Annotated in this window: 17 protein-coding genes; 4 read left to right on the top strand and 13 right to left on the bottom strand. The window is 71.9% G+C overall.

All coding sequences use genetic code 11. The features are described from left to right. Nucleotides 1-10: 10 nt before the first annotated feature. Complete coding sequence (locus AB0383_RS37875) at nt 11-1,225, bottom strand: NAD(P)/FAD-dependent oxidoreductase (RefSeq protein WP_366189842.1); 1,215 nt, start codon at nt 1,223-1,225, stop codon at nt 11-13. Between the two features lie 90 nt (nt 1,226-1,315). Here AB0383_RS37875 and AB0383_RS37870 point away from each other — a divergent pair, with 90 nt between their 5' ends. After that, on the top strand, nt 1,316-1,930 hold the full coding sequence (locus tag AB0383_RS37870; protein WP_364173046.1) for a TetR family transcriptional regulator: 615 nt from the start codon (nt 1,316-1,318) through the stop codon (nt 1,928-1,930). Here the strand turns inward: AB0383_RS37870 and AB0383_RS37865 are convergent. Then, nucleotides 1,920-2,252, bottom strand: a complete 333-nt coding sequence (locus AB0383_RS37865) for a TetR-like C-terminal domain-containing protein (RefSeq protein ID WP_366189841.1) — start codon at nt 2,250-2,252, stop codon at nt 1,920-1,922. The two genes, AB0383_RS37870 and AB0383_RS37865, sit on opposite strands and share 11 nt — an antisense overlap. Here AB0383_RS37865 and AB0383_RS37860 point away from each other — a divergent pair. Beyond that, nucleotides 2,226-3,209, top strand: a complete 984-nt coding sequence (locus AB0383_RS37860) for an aldo/keto reductase (protein WP_366189840.1) — start codon at nt 2,226-2,228, stop codon at nt 3,207-3,209. The genes AB0383_RS37865 and AB0383_RS37860 overlap by 27 nt on opposite strands. 47 nt (nt 3,210-3,256) lie before the next feature. Here the strand turns inward: AB0383_RS37860 and proB are convergent, their stop codons facing one another. The 5 genes from proB to AB0383_RS37835 form a co-directional block, all read right to left on the bottom strand. Beyond that, nucleotides 3,257-4,363: a glutamate 5-kinase gene (gene proB, locus AB0383_RS37855; protein ID WP_364173055.1), complete on the bottom strand. Its 1,107-nt coding sequence runs from the start codon at nt 4,361-4,363 to the stop codon at nt 3,257-3,259. Further along, nucleotides 4,360-5,877 (bottom strand): GTPase ObgE, encoded by a 1,518-nt coding sequence (gene obgE / locus AB0383_RS37850; protein WP_366189839.1) that lies wholly within the window; start codon nt 5,875-5,877, stop codon nt 4,360-4,362. Before obgE ends, proB begins: the two co-directional genes overlap by 4 nt. A 116-nt stretch (nt 5,878-5,993) precedes the next feature. Continuing rightward, entirely contained in the window at nt 5,994-6,257 is a 264-nt protein-coding gene (gene rpmA / locus AB0383_RS37845) for a 50S ribosomal protein L27 (RefSeq protein WP_364173061.1), read from the bottom strand. 40 nt (nt 6,258-6,297) lie between these two features. Next, on the bottom strand, nt 6,298-6,612 hold the full coding sequence (rplU, locus tag AB0383_RS37840; protein ID WP_009081084.1) for a 50S ribosomal protein L21: 315 nt from the start codon (nt 6,610-6,612) through the stop codon (nt 6,298-6,300). Nucleotides 6,613-6,793: 181 nt separating this feature from the next. Continuing rightward, nucleotides 6,794-9,856 (bottom strand): translation initiation factor IF-2 N-terminal domain-containing protein, encoded by a 3,063-nt coding sequence (locus AB0383_RS37835; protein ID WP_366189838.1) that lies wholly within the window; start codon nt 9,854-9,856, stop codon nt 6,794-6,796. Nucleotides 9,857-10,365: 509 nt separating this feature from the next. On the opposite strand from AB0383_RS37835, the gene AB0383_RS37830 reads away from it, so the two are divergent. Both AB0383_RS37830 and AB0383_RS37825 read left to right on the top strand, forming a co-directional pair. Beyond that, the gene (locus AB0383_RS37830) at nt 10,366-11,808 is read left to right on the top strand and encodes a S8 family serine peptidase (RefSeq protein WP_366189837.1); all 1,443 of its coding nucleotides are present in this window, start codon (nt 10,366-10,368) and stop codon (nt 11,806-11,808) included. A 62-nt stretch (nt 11,809-11,870) separates the two neighbouring features. Then, a complete protein-coding gene (locus AB0383_RS37825) occupies nt 11,871-12,833 on the top strand; it encodes a LuxR C-terminal-related transcriptional regulator (RefSeq protein ID WP_366189836.1) in 963 nt (320 codons plus the stop codon). A gap of 54 nt (nt 12,834-12,887) precedes the next feature. On the opposite strand, the gene AB0383_RS37820 is transcribed toward AB0383_RS37825, so the two are convergent. From AB0383_RS37820 to AB0383_RS37795, 6 genes are all read right to left on the bottom strand, one after another. After that, the gene (locus AB0383_RS37820) at nt 12,888-14,819 is read right to left on the bottom strand and encodes a hypothetical protein (protein WP_366189835.1); all 1,932 of its coding nucleotides are present in this window, start codon (nt 14,817-14,819) and stop codon (nt 12,888-12,890) included. A gap of 84 nt (nt 14,820-14,903) precedes the next feature. Continuing rightward, entirely contained in the window at nt 14,904-15,740 is an 837-nt protein-coding gene (locus AB0383_RS37815; protein ID WP_364173075.1) for an ABC transporter permease, read from the bottom strand. After that, nucleotides 15,740-16,543 carry an ABC transporter permease gene (locus AB0383_RS37810; RefSeq protein ID WP_364173078.1) on the bottom strand — a complete coding sequence of 268 codons (804 nt, stop codon included), beginning with the start codon at nt 16,541-16,543 and terminating at the stop codon, nt 15,740-15,742. Before AB0383_RS37810 ends, AB0383_RS37815 begins: the two co-directional genes overlap by 1 nt. Then, a complete protein-coding gene (locus tag AB0383_RS37805) occupies nt 16,543-17,484 on the bottom strand; it encodes an ABC transporter ATP-binding protein (protein ID WP_364173080.1) in 942 nt (313 codons plus the stop codon). The genes AB0383_RS37810 and AB0383_RS37805 overlap by 1 nt, the downstream gene beginning before the upstream one ends. A gap of 53 nt (nt 17,485-17,537) precedes the next feature. Further along, a complete protein-coding gene (locus tag AB0383_RS37800) occupies nt 17,538-20,897 on the bottom strand; it encodes a phosphodiester glycosidase family protein (protein WP_366189834.1) in 3,360 nt (1,119 codons plus the stop codon). A gap of 111 nt (nt 20,898-21,008) precedes the next feature. Continuing rightward, entirely contained in the window at nt 21,009-21,725 is a 717-nt protein-coding gene (locus AB0383_RS37795) for a maleylpyruvate isomerase family mycothiol-dependent enzyme (RefSeq protein ID WP_364173086.1), read from the bottom strand. Between the last annotated feature and the right edge of the window lie 58 nt (nt 21,726-21,783).

Genomic DNA, 21,783 nt, shown 5'->3' with positions numbered 1-21,783 from the left:
GCACCGAGCCTCAACCCCGCAGCTTCGCGACCGCCCCCATCGCCCGGAACATCCCCCGCGTCGCCACCCGTCCGAGCCGGCTCTCCGACACGAACTGCTCGGCACTGCGCGCCGACGTGCGCACCGCCTTGAACCCGTACTTCCGCATCTCGCGCTCGTACTCCCCTACGGCCACGCGCACGTCACCACCCGCGGAAAGCTTGCGGCACAACAACTGCGCGTCGCGCAACGCCGTGTTGGCCCCGATCCCGCGGAACGGCGTCATGCTGTGCACCGCGTCGCCGAGCAGCGACACCGGGCCGGGCTCCCACGGCTTGACGGGAATCGACGTGAGGATCGGCAGGCGGCTCACCGAACCGTCGGGTGACTCCTCGACGAGGCAGACGAGATCGGGATGCCAGCCCCGAGTCAGTTCCAGGACGGTCTCGCGCAGCCCACCACCGTCCAGTTCGGACAGTCCAGAGGGGAACCGCCGTGCCCGCGCGCCGTAGCCCCACATCACGTAGCTCCCGGTGTTCTCGAACAGTACCGGGTCGACGGCCGCCGTCTCGTCGTTCACCGCCACCTGCGGGAACAAGTGCGGCGTGGTGAACATCCCGGCCCCTGGCGGTGGCAGCACGTAGTTTGGCCCGGCCGTGAAGCGCCCGAAGTCACCGCTGACCGGGTACTTGCCGGCGATAACGACGATCCCGGTGTCCACCCGCCGCGCGTGCGGCAGGAGCTGCGCACGCACCCGGGAGTTCGCACCGTCCGCGCCGATGACGAGATCGGCGTCCGCTGTGGTGCCGTCCGCGAAGTGCAGCGTCACCCCCTTCGGCCCAGGCTCGTACCGCACGAAGTCCTTGTCGTGCCACAGGATTCCGTCGAGACCCGTGGACAGCACCTGGTGCAGCGAAATCCGGCTCACGGAGTGGTGGGCGTTCGCCGGATCCGCCGCGTCCGGTTCGCGCATCACGGCCAGCTCGCGCAACTGCTCTGTGACGAACGCGAACTCGTGGGCACTTTCCCCCGTCGTCGCAAGGAATCTCTGCCACGCGTCGGACGGCAGGCACTCGTGCAACGCGGCCGCCCCGTGCGGATCGATGTGCACGCGATAACCCTGCAGCCGCTCGGTCCGCGTGCGGCTGCGCTCATACACCGCCACTTCGACGCCGGCCCGGACGAGGCCGTGGGCCAGGCACAGGCCACCCGTCCCGCCGCCGACGACGGCAACTCGCAAGTTCATGGTCTTCCCCTCTCGGACTGTTCCATAATTATCCGGACGGATGATTAAGTCAACCGCAAAGATGATTGAGTCATCGACTAGGCTGATCCCGTGCCCGAGAACAGCCCCCGCCGTGCGCCGCGCGAACGTCAGCGCGACCCCGAGCGCACGAAGGCGCGCATTCTCGAGGCGGCCAAGGTGGAGTTCGCCAGCTTGGGCTACGCGGCGGCGCGCGTGGGCGAGATCGCCAAGCGGGCGGGCGTGAACAAGCAGCTGATCTCGTACTACTTCGGCGGCAAGGAAGGCCTGTACACCGAGCTGAACCGCCCGGTCTTCGACAGCTTCACCACGATCGCCGCGCCGGATCGCGAGCTGGCGGACGTCGCCGCCGAGTTCGTGCGCTCGGGTCTCGCCGACGCCGACCTCGGCCGCCTGTTCCTCTGGGAGAACCTCACCGACGGCGAGCCGGACGCCATCGGTGTCGAAGCCCAGCGCGAGTTCCTCCAGCGCCAGCTCGGCTACGTCCGCGCGCGTCAGGAAGCCGGCGACTTCCCGGCCGACGTCGACCCGGCGGCGCTGATGCTCGTGCTGATGGCCGCGGCCAGCGCGTCGCTCGCGTTCCCGCGCGTCGCCCGCGCGCTCACCGGCCAGGATCCGGGCTCGGCCGAGTTCGCCGAAGGCTACGCGGAGCAGCTGGCCCGCATCGTGCGCGCGCTCAAGCCCTGACGACCAGCGCCACCAGCTCGTCGGCGAGCTCCGGGCCGACCGGCGTGCGGGTGGCGAGCAGGCGGTACCAGAGGGTGCCGAACACGACGTCGATCAGGGTTTCGCGGGAGACGCCGGCGGGAAGCTCGCCGCGCCCGGCCGCGCGGTCGACGATCCGACCCAGCACCTCGCGCCGGCGCAGCAGGAAATCTTCACGGAAGCGGTCGCCGAACGCGGGGTCCACCTGCGCCTGCGCCATCAGCGCGCGCAGCGTGTCGGCGACGGTCTGCTTGCCGAGCACAAAGGGGCGAAGAACATGCGGATGAGGAAACTCGGCGGCCAAGGCCTGGAAGTCTCGGCCGAGGGGTTCGGCGCGATGGGGATGAGCGCGTTCTACGGGAACCGTGACGACGAAGAGTCGATCGCCACTCTCCGCCACGCGGCCGACCTCGGGATCACGCTGATCGACACCGCGGAGGCCTACGGCCCGTTCGAGAACGAGAAGCTGATCCACCGCGCGCTCGGGCACCGGCGCGACGAGCTCGTGCTCGCGACCAAGTTCGCCACCGAAATCGACGACGACGGCACCTTCCACGGTCCGAACGGAAGCGCGGAGTACGCCCGCAAGGCCGTCGAACGGTCCCTTCGCCACCTCGGGACCGACCGGATCGACCTGCTGTACCTGCACCGGGTCGACCCGGCGACGCCGATCGAGGACACTGTCGGCGGCATGGCCGCCCTCGTGCAGGAGGGCAAGGTGCGCTACCTCGGGTTGTCCGAGGCGGCGCCGGCCACGATCCGCCGCGCCCACGCGGTGCACCCGATCACCGCGCTGCAGTCGGAGTTCTCCCTGTTCAGCCAGGAGGCCCTGGCCAACGGCGTGAAGGCCGTCGTCGACGAGCTGGGCATCGGGTTCGTCGCCTTCTCGCCGCTCGGCCGCGGCTTCCTGTCCGGCACGATCCGCAGCGTCGACGACCTCGCCCCCGGCGACGCGCGGCGCGGGCTCCCGCGGTTCTCGCCGGAGAACATCTCGGCCAACCTCGTGCTGGTGGACCGGGTTCGCGCGCTCGCCGAGGAGAAGGGCGTGACCCCGGGCCAGGTCGCCCTGGCCTGGGTGATGAGCCACGGCGTCGTGCCGATCCCGGGCACCAAACGGCGGAAGTACCTGGAGGAGAACGCGGCCGCCGCGGGCGTCTCGCTCAGCGAAGCCGACCTCGCCCGGCTCGAAGCCGCCGTGCCGCACACCGCCGTGGCGGGAGATCGCGACACGCCCGCGGGGCTGGCCAAGACGAACGGCTGACCGCTGTCCACTTCGGACCCGGTGTGCCACCAAGGTCGAGGTGGGGCCTAACGGCGCAGCGGCACGAGATCGTCCGCGTGGACGACCTCACGGCGGTGCTCCACGGGGACCTCGTGGCTCGACCGGCCGATCAGATCCGGCAGCTCGCCCGCATCGAAGGCGACCACACCGCGAGCGACGGGAACGTCCTTGGCATCAACGAGGTCCACAACGTCACCCGCCTCGAACTTGCCGAGCACGCCGATGATGCCGGCCGCCAGCAGCGAGCGGCGGCGCAGGATCGCGGCCACGGCGCCGTCGTCAAGACGGAGGCGGCCGGACGAGTCGGCGGCGTAGCCGAGCCAGAAGCGGCGCGCGGACAGGCGGGTGTCGGCGGGCGCGAAGACCGTGCCGACGTCGGCCGCACCGAGGGCGCCCGCGGCGTCGACGGCAGCGGCGAGCAGCACGGGAATGCCGGCGCCCGCGGCGGTGCGGGCGGCCGCGAGCTTCGAGACCATGCCGCCGGTGCCGAGGCCCGAGGAGGACATGCCGACGGAGATGCCCTCCACATCGGACTCGCTCAGCACCTCGGCGATCTTGCGCGTGGCGCCGTCGCGGGGATCGCCGTCGTAGAGGCCGTCCACATCGGACAGCAGGATCAGCGCGTCGGCGCCGATGAGGTGGGCGACGAGGGCGGCGAGGCGGTCGTTGTCGCCGAAGCGGATTTCCTGCGTGGCCACGGTGTCGTTCTCGTTCACCACGGGCACGGCGCCGAGGGCGAGCAGCCGTGAGAACGTGCGCTGCGCGTTGCGGTAGTGCGCGCGGCGCACCACGTCGTCGGACGTCAGCAGGACCTGGCCGACGGTGAGCGAGTACCGGCCGAACGATTCCGCGTACGCGTGGGCCAGCGCGAGCTGCCCGACGCTCGCCGCCGCCTGCTTCGTGGCGAGGTCACGCGGGCGCTTGCCCAGCGACAGCGGCGCGAGGCCGGCGCCGATGGCACCCGAGGACACGAGCACGATCTGGCAGTCGCGGGCCGCGCGCGCCGCGATGGCGTCGACCAACGCGTCGAGCCGCTCGACGTCCAGGCCGTTGCCGGCGGTCGTCAGCGCGGACGAACCGACCTTGACGACGAGCCTGCGGGCTTCGGCGATCTCGACGCGCGTGCCGCTCACCGGTCCAGTTCCTCCAGATCGTCGTCGGGGTCCTCCGCATGGTCGGCGGAGGCCGAGTCGGACTCCTCGGGGGAGAACGACTCGTCCTCCCCGGTCCCGTCACGACGGATCCGGCGGGCTTCCTTGCGCTCCGCCGCGCCGACGCGGTCACTCTTCTCCAGCCGTACGTCGGTGCCGCGTCCGGACAGGTGCACCGCGACGCTGGGTGACGACGGCTCCCACTCGAACTGCACGTCGCCGATCGTGACCGGGCTGCCCGGCTTCGCACCCTTCTTCGCGAGCGCGTCCTCGACGCCGAGACGGTTGAGCCGGTCGGCGAGGTAGCCGACGGCCTCGTCGTTGGCGAAGTTCGTCTGCCGGATCCAGCGCTCGGGGCGGGCACCGCGGACGATGAACGCGCCCTCTTCCTCCGGGTCGGCAGAGACGGTGAAGCCACTGTCGTCGACGGCCAGCGGGTGCAGGACGATGCGCTGCTGCTCCAGCACCGGCTGCGCCTCGCGGTATTCCTCCACGACCTTCGCCAGGGCGAAGGTGAGCTCCCGCAGGCCCTTGCGCGAGGCCGTCGAGATCTCGAACACCTGCAGGCCGCGCGCCTCGAACTCGGGCCGCACGAACTCCGCCAGCTCGGCGGCTTCCGGCACGTCGATCTTGTTGAGCACCACCACGCGCGGGCGCTCGTCGAGCTTGCCGCCCAGGCCCGGGGTGTACTTGGCGAGCTCCTCTTCGAGAGCGTCCACATCGGACACCGGGTCCCGGCCCGGCTCCAGCGTCGCGCAGTCGACCACGTGCACCAGCACGGCGCAGCGCTCGATGTGGCGCAGGAAGTCCAGGCCCAGGCCCTTGCCCTCCGACGCGCCCGGGATCAGGCCCGGCACGTCGGCCATCGTGAACACGGTGGAGCCGGCGGTGATCACGCCGAGGTTCGGCACGAGCGTGGTGAACGGGTAGTCGGCGATCTTCGGCTTCGCGGCCGAGAGCACGGAGATCAGCGACGACTTGCCCGCGCTCGGGAAGCCGAGCAGGCCGACGTCGGCGACCGAACGCAGCTCCAGCACCAGGTTGCGCGACTCGCCGGGCTCGCCCAGCAGCGCGAACCCGGGGGCCTTGCGGGCCTTCGACGCGAGCGCCGCGTTGCCGAGCCCGCCGCGGCCGCCCTGGGCCGCGATGAACGTGGTGCCGGGCGATACGAGGTCGGCCACGAGCTCGCCGTCCTCCGTGAAGACGACGGTGCCGGACGGCACCTTCATCTCCAGCGGTTCGCCCGCGGCGCCGTTGCGGTTGCTGCCCATGCCCATCTTGCCGCTGCCCGCTTTGGCGTGGGGGCGGAAGTGGAAGTCGAGCAGCGTGTGCACGTTCGGGTCGACGACCAGCGTCACGTCACCGCCGTTGCCGCCGTTGCCCCCGTCCGGGCCACCGAGGGGCTTGAACTTCTCGCGGTGCACGGAGGCACATCCGTTCCCCCCGTCACCGGCGGTCAGGTGGATCACCGCTCGGTCCACGAACCGGGACGCCATGACATTGCCTCTATTCACTCGCGAAGAAAAGGTACGAACAAGACAAACGAGGGGTGGTGCCGGATATTCCGGCTCCACCCCTCGTCAGAAGATCGTGCGTGTCGAAAGCCGGAAGATCAGGCTTCGACAGCGGTCGGCACGATGTTGACCGTCTTGCGGCCACGCTTGGTGCCGAACTCGACCGCACCGGCGGCGAGCGCGAACAGCGTGTCGTCGCCGCCACGGCCGACGTTCACGCCGGGGTGGAACTTGGTGCCACGCTGGCGGATCAGGATCTCGCCGGCGTTCACTTCCTGGCCGCCGTAGCGCTTCACGCCCAGCCGCTGGGCGTTGGAATCGCGACCGTTGCGGGAGCTGGACGCGCCCTTCTTGTGAGCCATCGCTCAAGCCTCTTTCTGGAGTCTACGAAGATCCGAAGAACTACTTGGAGATACCGGTGACCTCAACGCGGGTCAGCTTCTGCCGGTGACCCTGGCGCTTGTGGTAGCCGGTCTTGTTCTTGAACTTGTGGATCCGGATCTTCGGACCCTTGGTCTGCTCCACGACCTTGCCGGTAACCGAGACCTTCGCCAACGCGTCGGCGTCCGTGGTGACCTCGCCACCGTCCACGAACAGCACGGCGGGGAAGGTGTGCTCGGTGCCCGGCTCGCCCTCGAGCTTCTCGACCTCGACGACGTCGCCGACGGCCACCTTGTACTGCTTGCCGCCGGTCTTGACGATCGCGTACGCCGACACGGAAGTCTCCTGCATTAACTCGGCCCTGTAACTACTAGGCAATCGGGTGGGGGGCTGGCGCGGACGGCCCGCCCGGAGGCGGTCCAAGTGCTCGCGCAGCGGCCTGCTCTGGTGGCAGGCCGTACTACAGGTTACGTGAGGTTCCCCGGTGGATGGACACCGGGGTCCCCTACGTGGTCTTTCAGCTCTGCTCCGAGGCGTGCACCGGCGGACCCGCCGGGCGTGACGCCGCTCGGCGCGACCGGCGCCGGGTGGGGCGCGTGGCCGGAGCCGGCACCTCGACCTCGGATTCGGTCTCCGAAGTCGACGCAGCCGCCTCAGCGGTCTCGGCAACCTCGGTCTTCTCAACCGTCTCAACCGGCTGAGTCGCTTCCTCGACGGCCGGCGCGGGGGTCTCGGCGGCCGGGGCCGCCGTCTCCTGCGCCGTCTCCACCGTCTTCACGGCCTCGGCCAGCGGCTTCGGCTCGTCCTCGACGTGCGGCTCCGGCTCGCCCTCGTGCTCGCCCTTGTGGGCCGCCTTCGACGCGTTCACCATCGCCTGCACGGCCGACACCACGGACTCGCGCTGCTCCGGCGTGGGCGCCGGGGTCGGCTCCGCGACCTTGGTGTGCTCGGCCTGCTGCTCGTCGCCCTTGCCGCGGCCGCGCGAGCGACGGGAGCTCTTGGTGTCCCCGCCGCCGCCGCCGTTGCCGTGGTTGTGGCCACTGTTGCCACCGCCGTTGCCGCCACCACCGGTGCGCTGCGGCTCGGTGGACACGATGACCCCGCGGCCCTTGCAGTGCTCACACGGCGTGGAGAACGCCTCGAGCAGGCCCGTGCCGATCTTCTTGCGGGTCATCTGCACCAGACCCAGCGACGTGACCTCGGCGACCTGGTGGCGCGTGCGGTCGCGGCCGAGGCACTCGGTGAGGCGGCGCAGCACCAGCTCGCGGTTGGACTCGAGCACCATGTCGATGAAGTCGATCACGATGATGCCGCCGATGTCGCGCAGCCGCAGCTGGCGGACGATCTCCTCCGCCGACTCCAGGTTGTTGCGCGTCACCGTCTCCTCGAGGTTGCCGCCCGAGCCGGTGAACTTGCCGGTGTTGACGTCGATCACCGTCATCGCCTCGGTGCGGTCGATGACGAGGTAACCACCCGAGGGCAGCCAGACCTTGCGGTCGAGCGCCTTCGTGATCTGCTCGTCGATCCGGTGGTCGGCGAACACGTCGCCGGTGCCGGTGTAGCGCTTGAGCCGGTCGGCCAGGTCCGGGGCCACGTGCTCCACGTACGAGTGAATCGTGTCGAACGACTTGCCGCCCTGCACCTCGAGCTTGGCGAAGTCCTCGGTGAACAGGTCGCGCACGACCTTCACCAGCAGGTCGGGCTCCTCGTAGAGCATGGTCGGCGCGCCGCCCTTCTTGGCGGCACCGGCGTCGGCCTTCTCCTTGATGACGTCCCACTGCACCTTGAGGCGCCGGACGTCGCGGTCGAGCTCCTCCTCGACGATGCCCTCCGACGCGGTGCGGATGATCACGCCCGCGTCCTCGGGGACGATCCGCTTGAGGATGTCCTTGAGGCGGCGCCGCTCGTTCTCCGGCAGCTTGCGCGAGATGCCCGTGGCTCCGCCGGCCGGCACGTAGACCAGGAAGCGGCCCGGCAGCGAGATCTGCGTGGTCAGCCTGGCGCCCTTGTGCCCGACCGGGTCCTTCGTGACCTGCACGAGCACGCTGTCGCCGGTGGACAGGGCCTGCTCGATCTTGCGGGCCTTGCCCTCCAGGCCGGCGGCGTCCCAGTCGACCTCGCCGGCGTAGAGCACGGCGTTGCGGCCGCGGCCGATGTCGATGAACGCGGCCTCCATGCTCGGCAGCACGTTCTGCACGCGGCCGAGGTAGACGTTGCCCACGATCGACCCGGTACCGGCCGAGGTGACGAAGTGCTCCACGAGCACGCCGTCCTCGAGCACCGCGATCTGCGTGGAGTCGCCCTTCTCGGCGACGACCATCGTGCGCTCCACCGACTCGCGGCGGGCGAGGAATTCGGCCTCCGACAGGATCGGGGCGCGGCGGCGGCCGGCCTCGCGGCCGTCGCGGCGGCGCTGGCGCTTGGCCTCCAGGCGCGTGGAACCGCGCACGCTGCGCACCTCGTCGCGCGCCGGGCGCTCAGGCTGCTCGGCCTTCGCCTGGCGCACGTGGGTGACGGTGTTGGGCGGGTCGTCGGTGGTCGCGTCGGACCCGTCGTCGTCCCCGCCCTTGCGCCGCCGGCGACGGCGCCGGCGGCGGCTGCCGCCCTCGCCGTCGGAGTCGCCGTCGGCATCGGCTTCGCCGGACGAGTCCTCGGACTCGGTCTGCTCGCCCTGCTCGGAGTCGGCCTTGTCGGACTTGTCAGCCTGCTTCTCGGGCTTGTCGGCCTGCTTGTCGTCCTGCTTCGCCGCGCCGCGCTTGCGGTCCGGCTCGTCGGCGGGCTCGTCGTCTTCGGCGCCGCCCTCGTCGCCGCCCTTGCCCCGGCCGCGGCCACGGCGGCCGCGACGACGCCGGCGACGACCGGCTGCACCGTCTTCGTCGTCGTCGGAGCGATCGTCGGTGTCCTCGCCCGTGGTGTCCTCGGCCTGCTCGTCCTCGGCCGGCGCTTCCTCGGCGACCGGCTTCGGGCCGACGCCGAACACCGGCGCGGGCCGGCTGCGCGCGGGCCGCTCGCCGGCGGGCTCGGGCTCCGGCGGCAGGAAGACCGGTGACGGCGCGGCGAACACCGGCACGTGCACCGGGCGCTTGGCCTGCGCCGGCTCCTCGGCCTCGATCTCCGCGGGCGGGTCGCTCACGACGACCGCGGGCACGGCGGCCCGGCGGACGCGGCGGCGCGGCTCGCGCTGCGCGGGGGCGGCCTGCTCTTCGGCGGGCTGCTCGGTGGTCTCGGCGCTTTCGGCCTGGACGGGTTCGGGCTGAGCCGGCTGCTCAGTGACCTCGGCGACCTCAGGGGTCACGGTGCTCTCGGTGGCCGCAGTGACCTCGGGCGCGCTCTCGGCCGCTTCGGCCGGGGCGAGCGCCTCGGCCACCTTGACCGCGACCTCGCGCGTCACGCTCGACTGCGCGCTGCGGGGGCTCTCGCCCAGCTCGGCCAGCTTGGCGAGCAGGTCGCGGCTGCTGGAGCCAAGCAGCTTGGCGAGCGCGTGCACGCGTATGCGCGGCGGCAGCTCCCCCAGCTGACTGGTCACGGGTGCGGCGGTATTCCCGCCGGTCTGATCGGCGGGTGTGTCCGCGTTCGACATGTGTCTCCTCCGCCCCCGGGCGCGTCTGCCGGTTCTCACCGGTCATGACGCGGCCGCGCAGGGGCCCTTTCTGTTCCGTGCCCGCCGTGGTGGTGACCAGCGGCGGGAATCCTTGCGTGGCAAACCGCGCGGTCCACCGGGGTTCGGCGAACCGGGCACGGTCAGGTCTCCTCGGCGGCGCGCCGGCCTGGCTCCGACCCCTCACGGGCCAGCCCCACCACGTCGAGCTGCCCGGCCTCCCGGGGGCGACGCGAGTGGTGCCGGTCCGGCACTCCTCCGGACCACTCACGACGCAGGCAGGATGCCCGTCGTCGAGGCGGTCGACGTGAGTATCCCACACCCGGGGGTGCACCCGGTGTAGTCGGTGCCTTGCGCGGCCACTCGGGCGTGCCGTGGGCGGTGCGAACTTGGCCGTTCCGCTTGTCCCGCCGCCCCAGCCTGGTTACCGTGCGGCTCGGGCACGCGTGCGCGCGGGTGCCCGGCGTTTCCTGCGTCCGGTAGGAGGTCCGGTGTCCCTGCTGGCGCGGCCGCTGCGCGCGGCCGTGTGCCTCGTCGCGGCGCTCTCCGGGTGCCTCGCCGCCGGCCCGGCGAGCGCGGACGAGCCGAGCTGCCACCCGTCCGGGCGAACCTTGCGCTACGTCGTCGCCTTCGACCGGGGCACCTCCGAAGACTCCGCACGCGAGCAGGTGGAAACCGCCTGCGGTCACTCGTCCGGGTACTACCCGCAGATCGCCGTCGGTGTCGTTACTTCGGATGATCCGGACTTCGGGTCGAATATCGGGCTCGACCGCGCGTTCAGCGCGCAAGGCACCCGGCTGGCGACTCAGCGCGCGAGCGGCGACGCGGTGCCGCCGCAGCCCGCGCGTGCCGAGCTGCACCTGAGCGACCCGGCGCAGGTGTCCACGGCCGACCTGTCGGGTGAGCAGTGGGACATGAAGATGGTCGACGCGGCCGTCGCGCATCAGGTGAGCGAAGGCAGCCGCGACGTGGTGGTCGGCGTGCTCGACTCCGGCGTCGACCCGCGCCACCCCGACCTCGCCGCGGCGATGGACCCGGCCGACTCCGCGGGTTGCCTCACGGGCGTCCCCGATCCGCGACCGGCGGCCTGGCAGCCCACGACGTCGGTACACGGCACGCACGTGGCCGGCATCATCGCCGCGGCCGACGACGGCAAGGGCGTGACGGGCGTGGCGCCCGGCGTGCGGATCGCGTCGGTGAAGGTGATCGACGACCGCGGCTACGCCGATCCCGAGGCCGCGGTGTGCGGGCTGATGTGGTCGGCGGCGCACCACCTGCCCGTGACCAACAGCAGCTGGTTCGTGAACCCGTGGTCCCTGTCGTGCGTGCGCGGCGACGACCGCGGTGTCGTCCACGAGGTGCTGGCGCGCGCGGTGGAGTACGCCACGTCTGCCGGGACGCTGAACGTCGCGGCGGCGACCAATGAGGCCGTGGACCTGACGCCGTCGGCCCACTCGGGCGTGCCGACGGCCGGGGCCGCGAAATGCGAAGCGCTGCCGGCGGGCCTGCGTGACGTGGTGGCGGTGTCGGCCGTGGGGGCGGACCGTGTGAAGGCCGGTTACAGCTCGTACGGCCTCGGTGTGGTGGATGTCACCGCACCCGGCGGCGAGGCCGGGCGCTGCGTGGTGTCCACCGTGCCCGGGGGCTACGCACCGTTGTGCGGCACGTCGATGGCCGCGCCCCACGTCGCGGGCGTGCTGGCGCTGCTGAAGTCGGCGCACCCCGGCATGTCGGCCGCCGACCTGCGCCGCGCCCTGGAGACGGCGGCCACGCCCATGCCGTGCCCCGACGACTACGACCTCACCGGCGACGGCACCCAGGACGCCTACTGCGCCGGCTACGACAGCTACAACGGCTTCTACGGCCACGGCCTCGTCGACGCGCTCGCCGCCGTGACCCCGCCGGAGACGGGGCCGCCGAACCCCGCGCGATAGGCCCTCGGTGCCCCGGGTTGGATGTCCGGACGCGGTTCCGCTGACGTGCGCGAGGAGGTGCGGTGCTCGAAGCGCTCGGCCTGACCGCCGACGAGGAGCGGGTGTTCCGTGTGCTCGTGGGTGGCTACCGCGCCGCGGCCGGCGAAGTGGCCACGAGGCTGGGGCTCACCGTGGCCGAAGCCGAGCGGGTGCTCGGCTCGCTCGTGGCCAAACGGCTCGTGAGCCGCACCGGCGAGCACTACGTGCCGGCGCCGCCCGACGTCTCGCTCGGGCCGTTGCTGCGCCACGGTCAGTCGGAGCTCGAACGCGCCCGCGCCGCCGTCACGGAGCTGGCCGAGCAGTACCGCGACAGCGCGCGGCGGCGCGATTCGTCACGGCTGGTCGAGGTCGTCACCGGCGCGGAGGCGATCCGGCAGCAGGCACTGAGCCTCCAGCGCGACGCGCGCGAGGAGGTGCTGTGGTTCTGCCGCGAAGCACCGATCGCCATGCCCGCCGCCGACAACGACGAGGAGTTCCGCGCCCTGGCCCGCGGCGTGCGCTTCCGGGTGCTGTACGAGACCGCGCTGCTCGAAGAACCGGGCGCGATCGCGGGCCTCGCCGAAGGCATCCGCCTGGGCGAACGGGCGCGCACGATCGCGAAGCTGCCAGTGCGCCTCGCCGTGGCCGACCGGGCACTCGCACTGTGCCCACTCGCCGACGACGAGGCCACGGGCGAGCCGACCGCCGCGCTCGTGCTGGGCAGCAGCCTGGTGACCGCGCTGGTGGCGCTGTTCGAGAGCTACTGGGAACGCGCGTCTCCCCTGCGCATCGACGGCGTTCCTGCCGACGCGCAGTTGTCGCCCGACGAGCGTCGGCTGCTGTCGCTGCTCGTCGGCGGCGTGAGCGACAAGTCGATAGCGAAGCACCTCGGGGTGAGCCACCGGACGGTTCAGCGGCGGTTGCAGGATCTGATGCAGCGGGCGGACGCGCAGAGCCGGATGCAGCTCGCGTGGCAGGTCGCGAAACTCGGCTGGCTCGACGGCTGACTGTCCACTGAGGACCGGGGCCGGGTGTCCACGGCGGACACCCGGCCCCGCGGATCAGTGCAGGGGCAGGCGGTAGACGCCCGCGCCCGTGCCGGCGAGGAGCCAGTGGCCGTCGGCCGAGGGCAGGAGGGTGCGGACGTCGTGGTCGGCCGGTTGGGTGGGCAGCTTGGTGAAGTGGCGGCCGCCGTCGTGGCTGAGGAGGACGCCGGCGCCGGGTTCGTACTTGTCGGCGGAGGAGACGTAGAGGGTGCCGTCGCGGGTGAAGGCGGCATCGGAGTAGCCGGCCGTGCCGAGGCCGGCCGCGGGGCGGAAGGTGGCGCCGCCGTCGGTGCTGACCTTGACGAAGCCGGCGCCGGTGACCACGACGTGGCGGGCGTCGCGCGGGTCGACGGTCACGTGGGCGACCTCGCCGTCGAAGAGCTTCTGCGCAGTGGTGCCGCCGTCGGTGCTGCGGTAGAGGCCGGTGACGTCGCCGATCCACACGGCACCGCGGGAGCGCGGGTCGACGGCGATCGACTGCACGCCGTCGAGGCCGGCGAGCGCGTGCTGCGTCAGCGTGCGGCCGCCGTCGTGGCTCGTGTAGACGGCGGGAGTGAGGTAGCTGCCCGCGTAGACCGTGTTCGGGTCGCGCGGGTCGACGGCGAGCGCGCGGGAGTTGCCGGGCACGGTCGCGAACTGCTGCCAGGTGCTGCCGCCGTCGCCGGAGTGTTCGACGGTGAAGCAGTCGACCTCGCAGTAGCCTTGGCGCAGCCGCAGCACGGCCTTGGCCGACACCGTCGCGAGCGCGCCGATCGAGTTGCCCAAGGTGTGCGGGGCCTGGCCGGTCCAGCCCCAGTCCTGGTAGCCACGCGCGAGATGCGCCGCGAACGGCGCCGTCGAGCGGTAGGTGCCACTGCGCGTGGCCGCGACGAGCGCCGGGCCGACGCTCGCGAGCGCGTTGACCTCGGTGTCGGGCACGCCGATGCGCCGGAACGTCACCGAGTCCCGCGTGGTGAAGATCCCCGCGGCCGCTGCCACGACCTGCTCGCGCGGGCGGTCGGGGAAGCTGCCGATCTCGGAATAGAGGTCGATCGCACCGGTCGCGGCCGGGTAGTCGGTCCACGTGCGGCCGCGGTCGCGGCTGACCCAGACGTCGCGGGCGCCGGCGCTGCCGTCTGGCTGCGGCGAGGCGATGGACTGGACCTCGAGCTCGCCGGCGGAGGTCAGCCCGGTGAACGCCATCGCGTCGTCAGCGCCCCACGGACCGGTCAGCGTGCGGAAAGTCCGGCCGCCGTCGGTGGAGAGCACGCCGCTGCCGAGCACACCCGAGCCGACGACGACGCCGTCCGCCGCGGCCAGGTTCGAGAAATACGATGCGCCGGGCACCGAGAGCTTGCGCGGCGCGCGCGGGTGGCTCAGCGCGTTGTCGACGACGTGGATTTCGCTGCTGGTACTGAGGAACAGGTGGTCGCCGTCGAGAGCGAGGTCGGTGACGCCCGCCGGTGCGCCCGGGAGTTTCGCCCAGTGGCGGCCGTGGTCGGTGCTGGTGAGCACGCCGTCGTCGCCCGCCGCGAACACGTCCTCGCCTGACGGCGACACCACCACGGATGCGAGCAGTCCCGGACTCGTGGCGACGGAGCGGAATGTGCGCGCCGCGTCGTCGCTGCGCAGCACCTCGCCCGTGCCCGTGGCCGGGTCGGTGGCGGCGACGTAGACGACGGACCCTTCGCGCGGGTCGGCCGCGATCGCGGTGCCGTTGGCGCCCAACGGACCTGGCGTGGTCCAGGTGTCGCCGTGGTCGTCGGTGCGGTAGACGGCGCGGCCGCTGTCGGGCAGCACGTACAGCCGCGCCGGGGCGTCGGGCGTGAACGCGAGGTGGCCGCCGGCGCTGTTCGGGCCGACGAGCTGCCACGGCTGCGCGTGGGCAGGCTCGGCCAAGGCGGGGACGGCCAGGGCGAGGGACAGGCCGGCGGTGAGCGCGGCCAGCTTCAGGGGTCTTCCGTGCATCCGGTCAGCCTGGGGCAGTCCGGGCGCGCCGTCACGATCTTCGCCGTGGCCGAAATACGACAGGTCGCACTTTGGACACCCCGATCAGGTCAGCAGGAGCTTCGCGATCCGCCGCGTCGACCCCCAGACCCCGATCGCCGCGAGCACCAGCAGGTAGGCGAGGTTGCCCGCCATGCTCCACGAGAAGAAGCCCGTGGCGAGGCCGCGCATGAGCTCGATGCCGTGGTACAGCGGGAAACACCGGACCAGCCACTGCAGTGCCTCGGGGTAGACCGTGATCGGGAAGAACGTGGTGGAGAACAGGAACATCGGCATCAGCACGAGCTGGATGTAGTCGAACTGCGACGTCGACTTCAGGTAGCTCACGAGCGTGATGCTGATGGCCGAGAACGCGAACGACACCAGCAGCGCCACCGGCAGGAGCAGCAGCGCCCACCACGACGTGAGCAGTCCCATCGTGCCCGTGACGGCCATGAACGCCACCGAGTACAGCCCGCCGCGCAGCATGGCCCAGCCGATCTCCCCCAGCGCGACGTCGAGCGGACCGATGGGCGTGGCGAGCATGGCGTCGTACGTCTTCGCGTAGCGCAGCTTGAAGAACAGGTTGTACGTGCTCTCGAACACGGCCCCGTTCATCGCCGACGACGCCAGCAGCGCGGGCGCCACGAACGCGACGTAGCTCATCGGCCGCCCGTCGGGCCCCGGCACGGTCTGGACCAGTTTGCCGAACCCGACCTGGAACGCGAGCAGGTAGAACAACGGCTCCAGCGCGCCGGACAGCAGGATCGTCCACGACCGCCCGTAGACGGTGACCGCCCGCTCGATCAACGCGCCGGCGCGCCCGCTGTACATGCCGGGCGGCAGCACGCGGATGAGCAGCCCTCGGCGCTGCGGGATCTCGGGTGCACGGAGGTCGGTCATCACGCCACCAGCCGACGGTAGAACCAGCGGTGGGCCAGCGCCCAGCCCACCACGACGAGAGCCACCAGGTACGCCACGTGCCCGAGCACCGCGAGCCCGCCGACGCCACCGAGCGTGCCGGCCCGGGCGAGCTGCGTGCCGTGCCACAGCGGCGACAGCCACGCGAGCCACCGCAGGTACAGCGGGATCTGGCTGATCGGGAAGAACGTGCCCGAGAACAACGTCATCGGCATCACCACGAAGCGGAACAGCAGCCCGAAGCGCTGGCCCTCGTCGAACGTCTTCGCGGCGAGCGCTGTCATCGGAGCGGCGCAGGCGAGGCCGGTGAGCGTGCCGACGAGGACCACCAGGACGGCGCCGAAGTTCTGCCACGCGCCGAAGAACACGGCGATCACCGCGTAGATTGCACTGGCGAGGGTGATTTTCAGCGCGGCCCAGATGAAGTGCGCGCCGACGAGCTGGCCGGCGGACACGGGCGTGGCCGTGACCGCCAAGTAGTCTTTCTGCCACTTGAAGCCCGACAGCACCGGGTACGTCGAGTCGCCGACGCCGAGCTGGGCGGCGCCCGCCACGAGCAACGCCGGGGCGACGTACACGAGGTACGACACGCCGCCCGTCGCCGGGCCCGCCTGCACCTGGGAGCCGAAACCGAGGCCCATGGCGGCCAGGAAGAGCACCGGTTGCAGGCCCGTGGAGTACAACGTGCTCACCCAGTGGCGCCGGTACCACATCCAGTGGCCCTCGACGCGCAGCCACGCGCCGCGCCAAGGACCGACGACGCGGCCGGTCGAAGTCACCGTCATCAATCCACCAACGTCCGGCCCGTCAGCCGGAGGAACACGTCCTCCAGCGAGCTGCGTCGCACCAGGCTCGACACCGGGCGCAGGCCGCGTTCGTGGGCGCGCTCGAGCGTGGCCTCGCCCGTCATCGTGTACAGCAGAACGCGGTCGGGCAGGACCTCGATGCGTTCGGCCAACCCGTCGAGCGCGTCGGCGGCCGAGGCCTGCTCGCCCGGGGAAAAGCGCAGCTCGACGACCTCGCGGGTGGAGTAGCGCGCGATCAGCTCCGCCGGCGAGCCCTCGGCGGCGATCCGGCCGCCGTCCATGACGACGAGCCTGTCGCAGAGCTGTTCTGCTTCATCCATGTAGTGCGTCGTGACGATGAGCGTGGTGCCGCGCGCCTTGAGCCGGAACAGGCGGTCCCACAGCAGGTGCCGGGCTTGCGGGTCGAGGCCCGTGGTGGGTTCGTCGAGCAGCAGCAGCTCCGGGTCGTTCACGAGCGACCGCGCGATCGTCAGCCGCCGCTTCATGCCGCCGGACAGCGAGTCGACGGGTTGTTCCGCCCGGTCGCTCAGCTGCGCGAACTCCATCAGCTCCTCGGCCTTGGCCCGCACGTGCGTCCGCGACAGGCCGAAATACCGGCCGTAGAGCTGCAGGTTCTGCCGCACGGTGAGCTCGACGTCGAGGTTGTCCTCCTGCGGCACCACGCCCAGGCGCGCACGAATGCGCGGCCCGTCGACGTCCGGGTCCATGCCCAGCACGCGCAGGTCACCGTCGGTGCGCGGCGACACGCACGCGATCATCCGCATCGTCGACGACTTCCCGGCGCCGTTGGGCCCGAGGAACCCGAACGCCTCCCCCGGCCGCACCTCGACGTCGATGCCGCGCACCGCTTCGAACTCACCGAACCGCTTCACCAGTGCCTTCGCCTGCACCAGTGCCGGTTCCGCCGTTGCCTCTGCCACGCATGCGACACTAGGCGGGAGCACCGACAGTTTTCGACCGGTTTCCCGATCGGTCAGCGGACGGTGACCGTCAGATCCCTCGAAGCGCCGTTCACCGTCACGGAAATCCGCGCGACACCCGGGTGCAACGCGGTCAGCACGCCGCTCGCCGTGTCGTACGACACCACGTCCCACGGTGCCGGACGCCCCGCGCCGACGTGCGCGAAGAACCCGCTCCAGTCCGCGCTCACCGGGTACGCGACCGGCACGGCCCGGCCGTCCTGCGTGAGCGTCGCGGTCAGCTGCGCCTTCGCGCCCCACCGCAGCGAAGCGGGCCCGGAAAGCGTCAGCGCGTCGATGTTCGGCCGCGTCTCGAAGCGCACCGGCTGGTCCTTGGCCGCCGGGTCGACGCGCACGAGCGTCCAGCCGACGAACCCACCGTCACCCGGCGCGGCCGCGGGCGTCTTGCCCGAGTTGCCGTTGACCAGGTACGGCACGCCGTCGGTGCGCGACAGGCTGAACACCCCGGCGTGCGACGCGATCGCGGCCGCCTGCTTGCCCGAGGACTGCTCGAAATCGGTCAGCCACGTCTGCAGCAGGTCTGCTTCCTTGCGGTCGCCCAGCTGCGAGTTGCCCGTGGGGCTCGGGTCCTTCACCGGGTGGTGCATCGCGACGACGACACCGCGGATCGACCCGTCGCGGGCGGCGCCGTCGAGCGCGTCGCGCAGCATTCGCACCTGGTCGAATCCGCCTGCGCGCAGCGAGCCGCGCGAGGAGTCCATGAGCACGAGCCGGATGCCGCGCACGTCCACCACCTGATGAGTCACCCCGAACGCGGCCTCGAAGTCGGCGAGCCCGTTGCCGCCCTCGGCTTCGTGGTTGCCGGGCACGTAGTACCACGGCACCTTGCCGTCGAGCTCCTCGGTGATCACCTTGCGCGCCAGCACGAAGTCGGGCGCCGTGCCGCGGTCGACGAGATCTCCGTTGATCAGCACGAGGTCCGGTTTCGCGGCCACGGCCTCCCGCATCGCGCGGCGCGCCTGCGCCACCAGCGGGCCGTCGGGCGCGTCGGCGGTGAACTGCGCGTCGCTGAGCACCGCGATCCGCAGGCCGCCGGTGCCGAGCGTGCCGTCGGTGACCAGGGCCGGGTCGTGCTCGACCGGATCGGCGGGCACGGACGTGGACGGCGCCACCTCGAAGGTGAGGTCGTCGAACACGAGGTGGCCCTCGTACTGCTGGTCCGGCACGTTCTCCACGGCGTAGAAGCGGGTGAGGCGCTGGCCGTCCGGCAGCCCGGCCGGCACGGCGGCGGTGACGTACTTCCAGCCCGTCCAGTCGACGCTGAGCGAGAGGTCCACAATGGACGCCACGTTGGCCGCGTCGCGCAGTTCCGCGCGCAGCCAGGCGCCCTTGCCGTCGCCGTCGACCCAAAGGCCGATCTTCTGCGTCCCGGCCGGCACGGGCAACGGCGTCGCGGCGGTCACGTATGCGGCGCGCGTGGCCGTGGTGCCGGTGAGGCGGTAGTCGAGGGCGAGGCCCCGGCCGCCGTCGCGTCCTTCAGCCGGCGACAACGCGGCTCCGACCACAGCCGGGTACACGCTGGCACTCCAGCCGGCGGGACCGTCCAAAGGAGACGCCACCTGCGGCTCGGTGCCGACGGAAGCGGCCAGGTGCTCGGTCAGCCCGCCCGCGTGCACCGCGATCGCCGAGGCGCCCGAAGCGGCCTTCGCCGTGACCTCGAACCCGTCGGCGGCGGGCTTCACATCCACCACGGCGGGGTCGTAGGCGAGCTTCACGTCGCGCGGCTCCACCCAGGTCCCGTAGCCGTCGGCGTCGTAGCCGAAGACCTGGAACGTGCTGTGCGCGCCCGCGCCGGACAGGGCGACCTGCGCGGTGCTCGTGCCCATTCGCACCGGTGTGCCGAGCACCGACACGGTCGTCTTACCGGACGCCTTGCCGTCGCGGACGACCACGGAGATGTCTTCGCGCGCTTCCGGGTGCTGCCGGTCGGCCTGGGCGGTGAGCACGTTGTCCGTCACGGTTGCGCGGCCTGGGTCCGAGGTGCTCCACCGCGAGTGCGCCGCGACGGCCGCGCCGGTCTCGTCGTGGCCGTCGGCGACGAGCACGCGCGACAGTCCGGAAAGGACCCGGGTGGCGTTCTTCGTGTTCTGCGCGGGAGCCGGCGCGAAGCCGGTCAGCCGGCCGCTGCCGGGCTCGGTCTTGATGCCGATCCCGTTGGGCACCAGCCGTTCCCCGCCGTCGGACGGGGCGTTGCGCACGCTCGGCGCGGCCTCACCCTCACCGCGTGCGAGCAGCGTCGAGGAGCCGCCGCCGTCGAGGTTGATGGCATCGTCGGCGCCCAGGGCCTTCAGGCGCCGGCCCAGCTCGGCCTCGGTCATGCCGCGGCTGTCGGCCTGCCGGCCGTCGACCGTCATGAGCCACAGATGCTTGCCGTCGGCGGAAAAGCCGACGCCGGTGCGCGGGGCGAGCGTGGTGTCGTCGACGGGCTGCAGTTGGCCGTCCCTCAGCAACGCTTCGTTGCCGCCGACGGCCACGGCGATCTTCCCGGCGTCCGAGCGCGGCGAGTAGGAGACTCCGACTTGGTCGCCGACCTTCAGCGCTGCCAACGCGTCCGCGCCGGCTTCGCGGCCCAGCAGCAGGGTGCTGCCCGCGGGAATCGGCCCGTCGGCCGGCTGCGAGCGCACCTGCGTCACCACGCCGTCGCGCACCTCGACCTCGGCCACCCGCGCGGCGCCGGCCACCGAAGTCGCGCGCGCCGAAGCACCCCACAGCGGTGTGTAAACGCCGAGCGCGTCCTTGCCCAGCACCGGGCTGTTGAAGTTCGTGGCGGGCACGCTGCGCCCGTCCGGCAGCTGCACCGAGGCTTCGAGGAAGACGTCGGCCAGCTTCGCTCGGCCATCGTCGGTGATCGCGGCGGTGGTGTTGTGCCCGGCGGCCGGCGCGGTCTGCAGCTGCCCGTCGGAAATGCCGACGCCCTCGGGCGCGCCGGTGGCGTTGATGTCGAAGAAGTCGCCGTTGACTCCGGCCACCGCGCCGGTGCGCGCCACCTGCTGCGACAGCGGCGTGCGCGCGGAAACCGTGCCAGGGCTCAGGTACGTGGGCTTGAGGACCTTGCTGGTGAGGTCGACGCTCAGTGTGTCACCGCGGATCCAGCCGGCCGGGTCGAAGCGGTCGAACTGCGTAAGCTGCAGCCCGGGCGCGATGGCCGAGGTGGCGCTGCTGGTCTCGAGGCCGTCGTCGGTCGTCGCCGCGGCCGTGACCGGCGCTTCGCGGGCCGAGGACGCCGCGGGCGTGCCTTCCACCGGCCGCGTGCCGAGAGGTGCGGCGAGCGGATCGCCGTACGCCGGCGCGGTGACGGCGGTGGCGAACAGTGTGCAAAGGGCGCAAAGCAGCACGGAGCGTGACTTCTTCACCAGGTACCCCAGTATCGAGTGAGTGACTTCGCCCAGCAAAGTGGAGCAGCCCGGCCGGCGGAAGGATTCGGGGTGAACGCCGCCTGAATGGCTCAGAACGGGCGGTTCCGATCAAGGGGTCAGCGGCGCTTTCAGGAAGGCGCGCGCCAGCTCCTCGTCGCCCGTGACTCGCGGCGTGATCTCGCCGCGCTTCCACAACAGCGTCAGTAGTTCCTGCGCGCTCGCCTCGACGGTGGCGGCGGCCTCGCCTTCGCCCACCGCGGGCGGCTCCCCCGGCACGACCGTCCACTCGTCGCCGGTGTCGGTGGCCCGCAGCGTGATCGGCTCGGGCAGCGGCGGCACGGCGTGCCAGCGGGTGACGCGCGACAGCAGCGCGGTGAGCACCTCGTCGACGCCGTCGGCGGCCACGACGGGGTCGAGGACCAGCGTGGTGGCCGCGCAGCCGTGGAGGTCGATCAGGTGCACGGCCGTCTCGTGCAGCTGGCGGCGGAACCAGAACGCCTTGGTCTTCGGGGTGCCGCCGAAGTGCCAGCACTTCTCGGCGGGGTCGGCCGCTTCGAGGGCGGTGAGCAGCATCGCGGCGCTCTCGGCGTACCACGCGGCGAGGTCGCCGGGCACCTCCGCGGCCGACAGTTGCTGCGGCTCGCCGGTGCGCACGATCTCCGCCGCCCAGCGGTGGATGCCGCCGAGGTGGGTCACGAGGTCGGCGCGCGTCCAGCCGGCGCAGTCCGGCACCGGCGCGTTCGCCTCACCATCGTTCGCGGCTTCGGCGAACTCGGTCGTGAGCGCGCGCAAGTGCGCCAGATAGTCCTCAGCGGACAGTGTCATGACACCTCGAAAGTGTTGGCGGAAACGGGAAAAGCCGGGGCGGAGCCATTCGGCGCCG

The organism is Amycolatopsis sp. NPDC051373 (assembly GCF_040689465.1).
Lineage (GTDB): Bacteria > Actinomycetota > Actinomycetes > Mycobacteriales > Pseudonocardiaceae > Amycolatopsis.
Note: the sequence above shows the minus strand (reverse complement) of the source record. Positions and strands in the feature narration are given on the sequence as shown.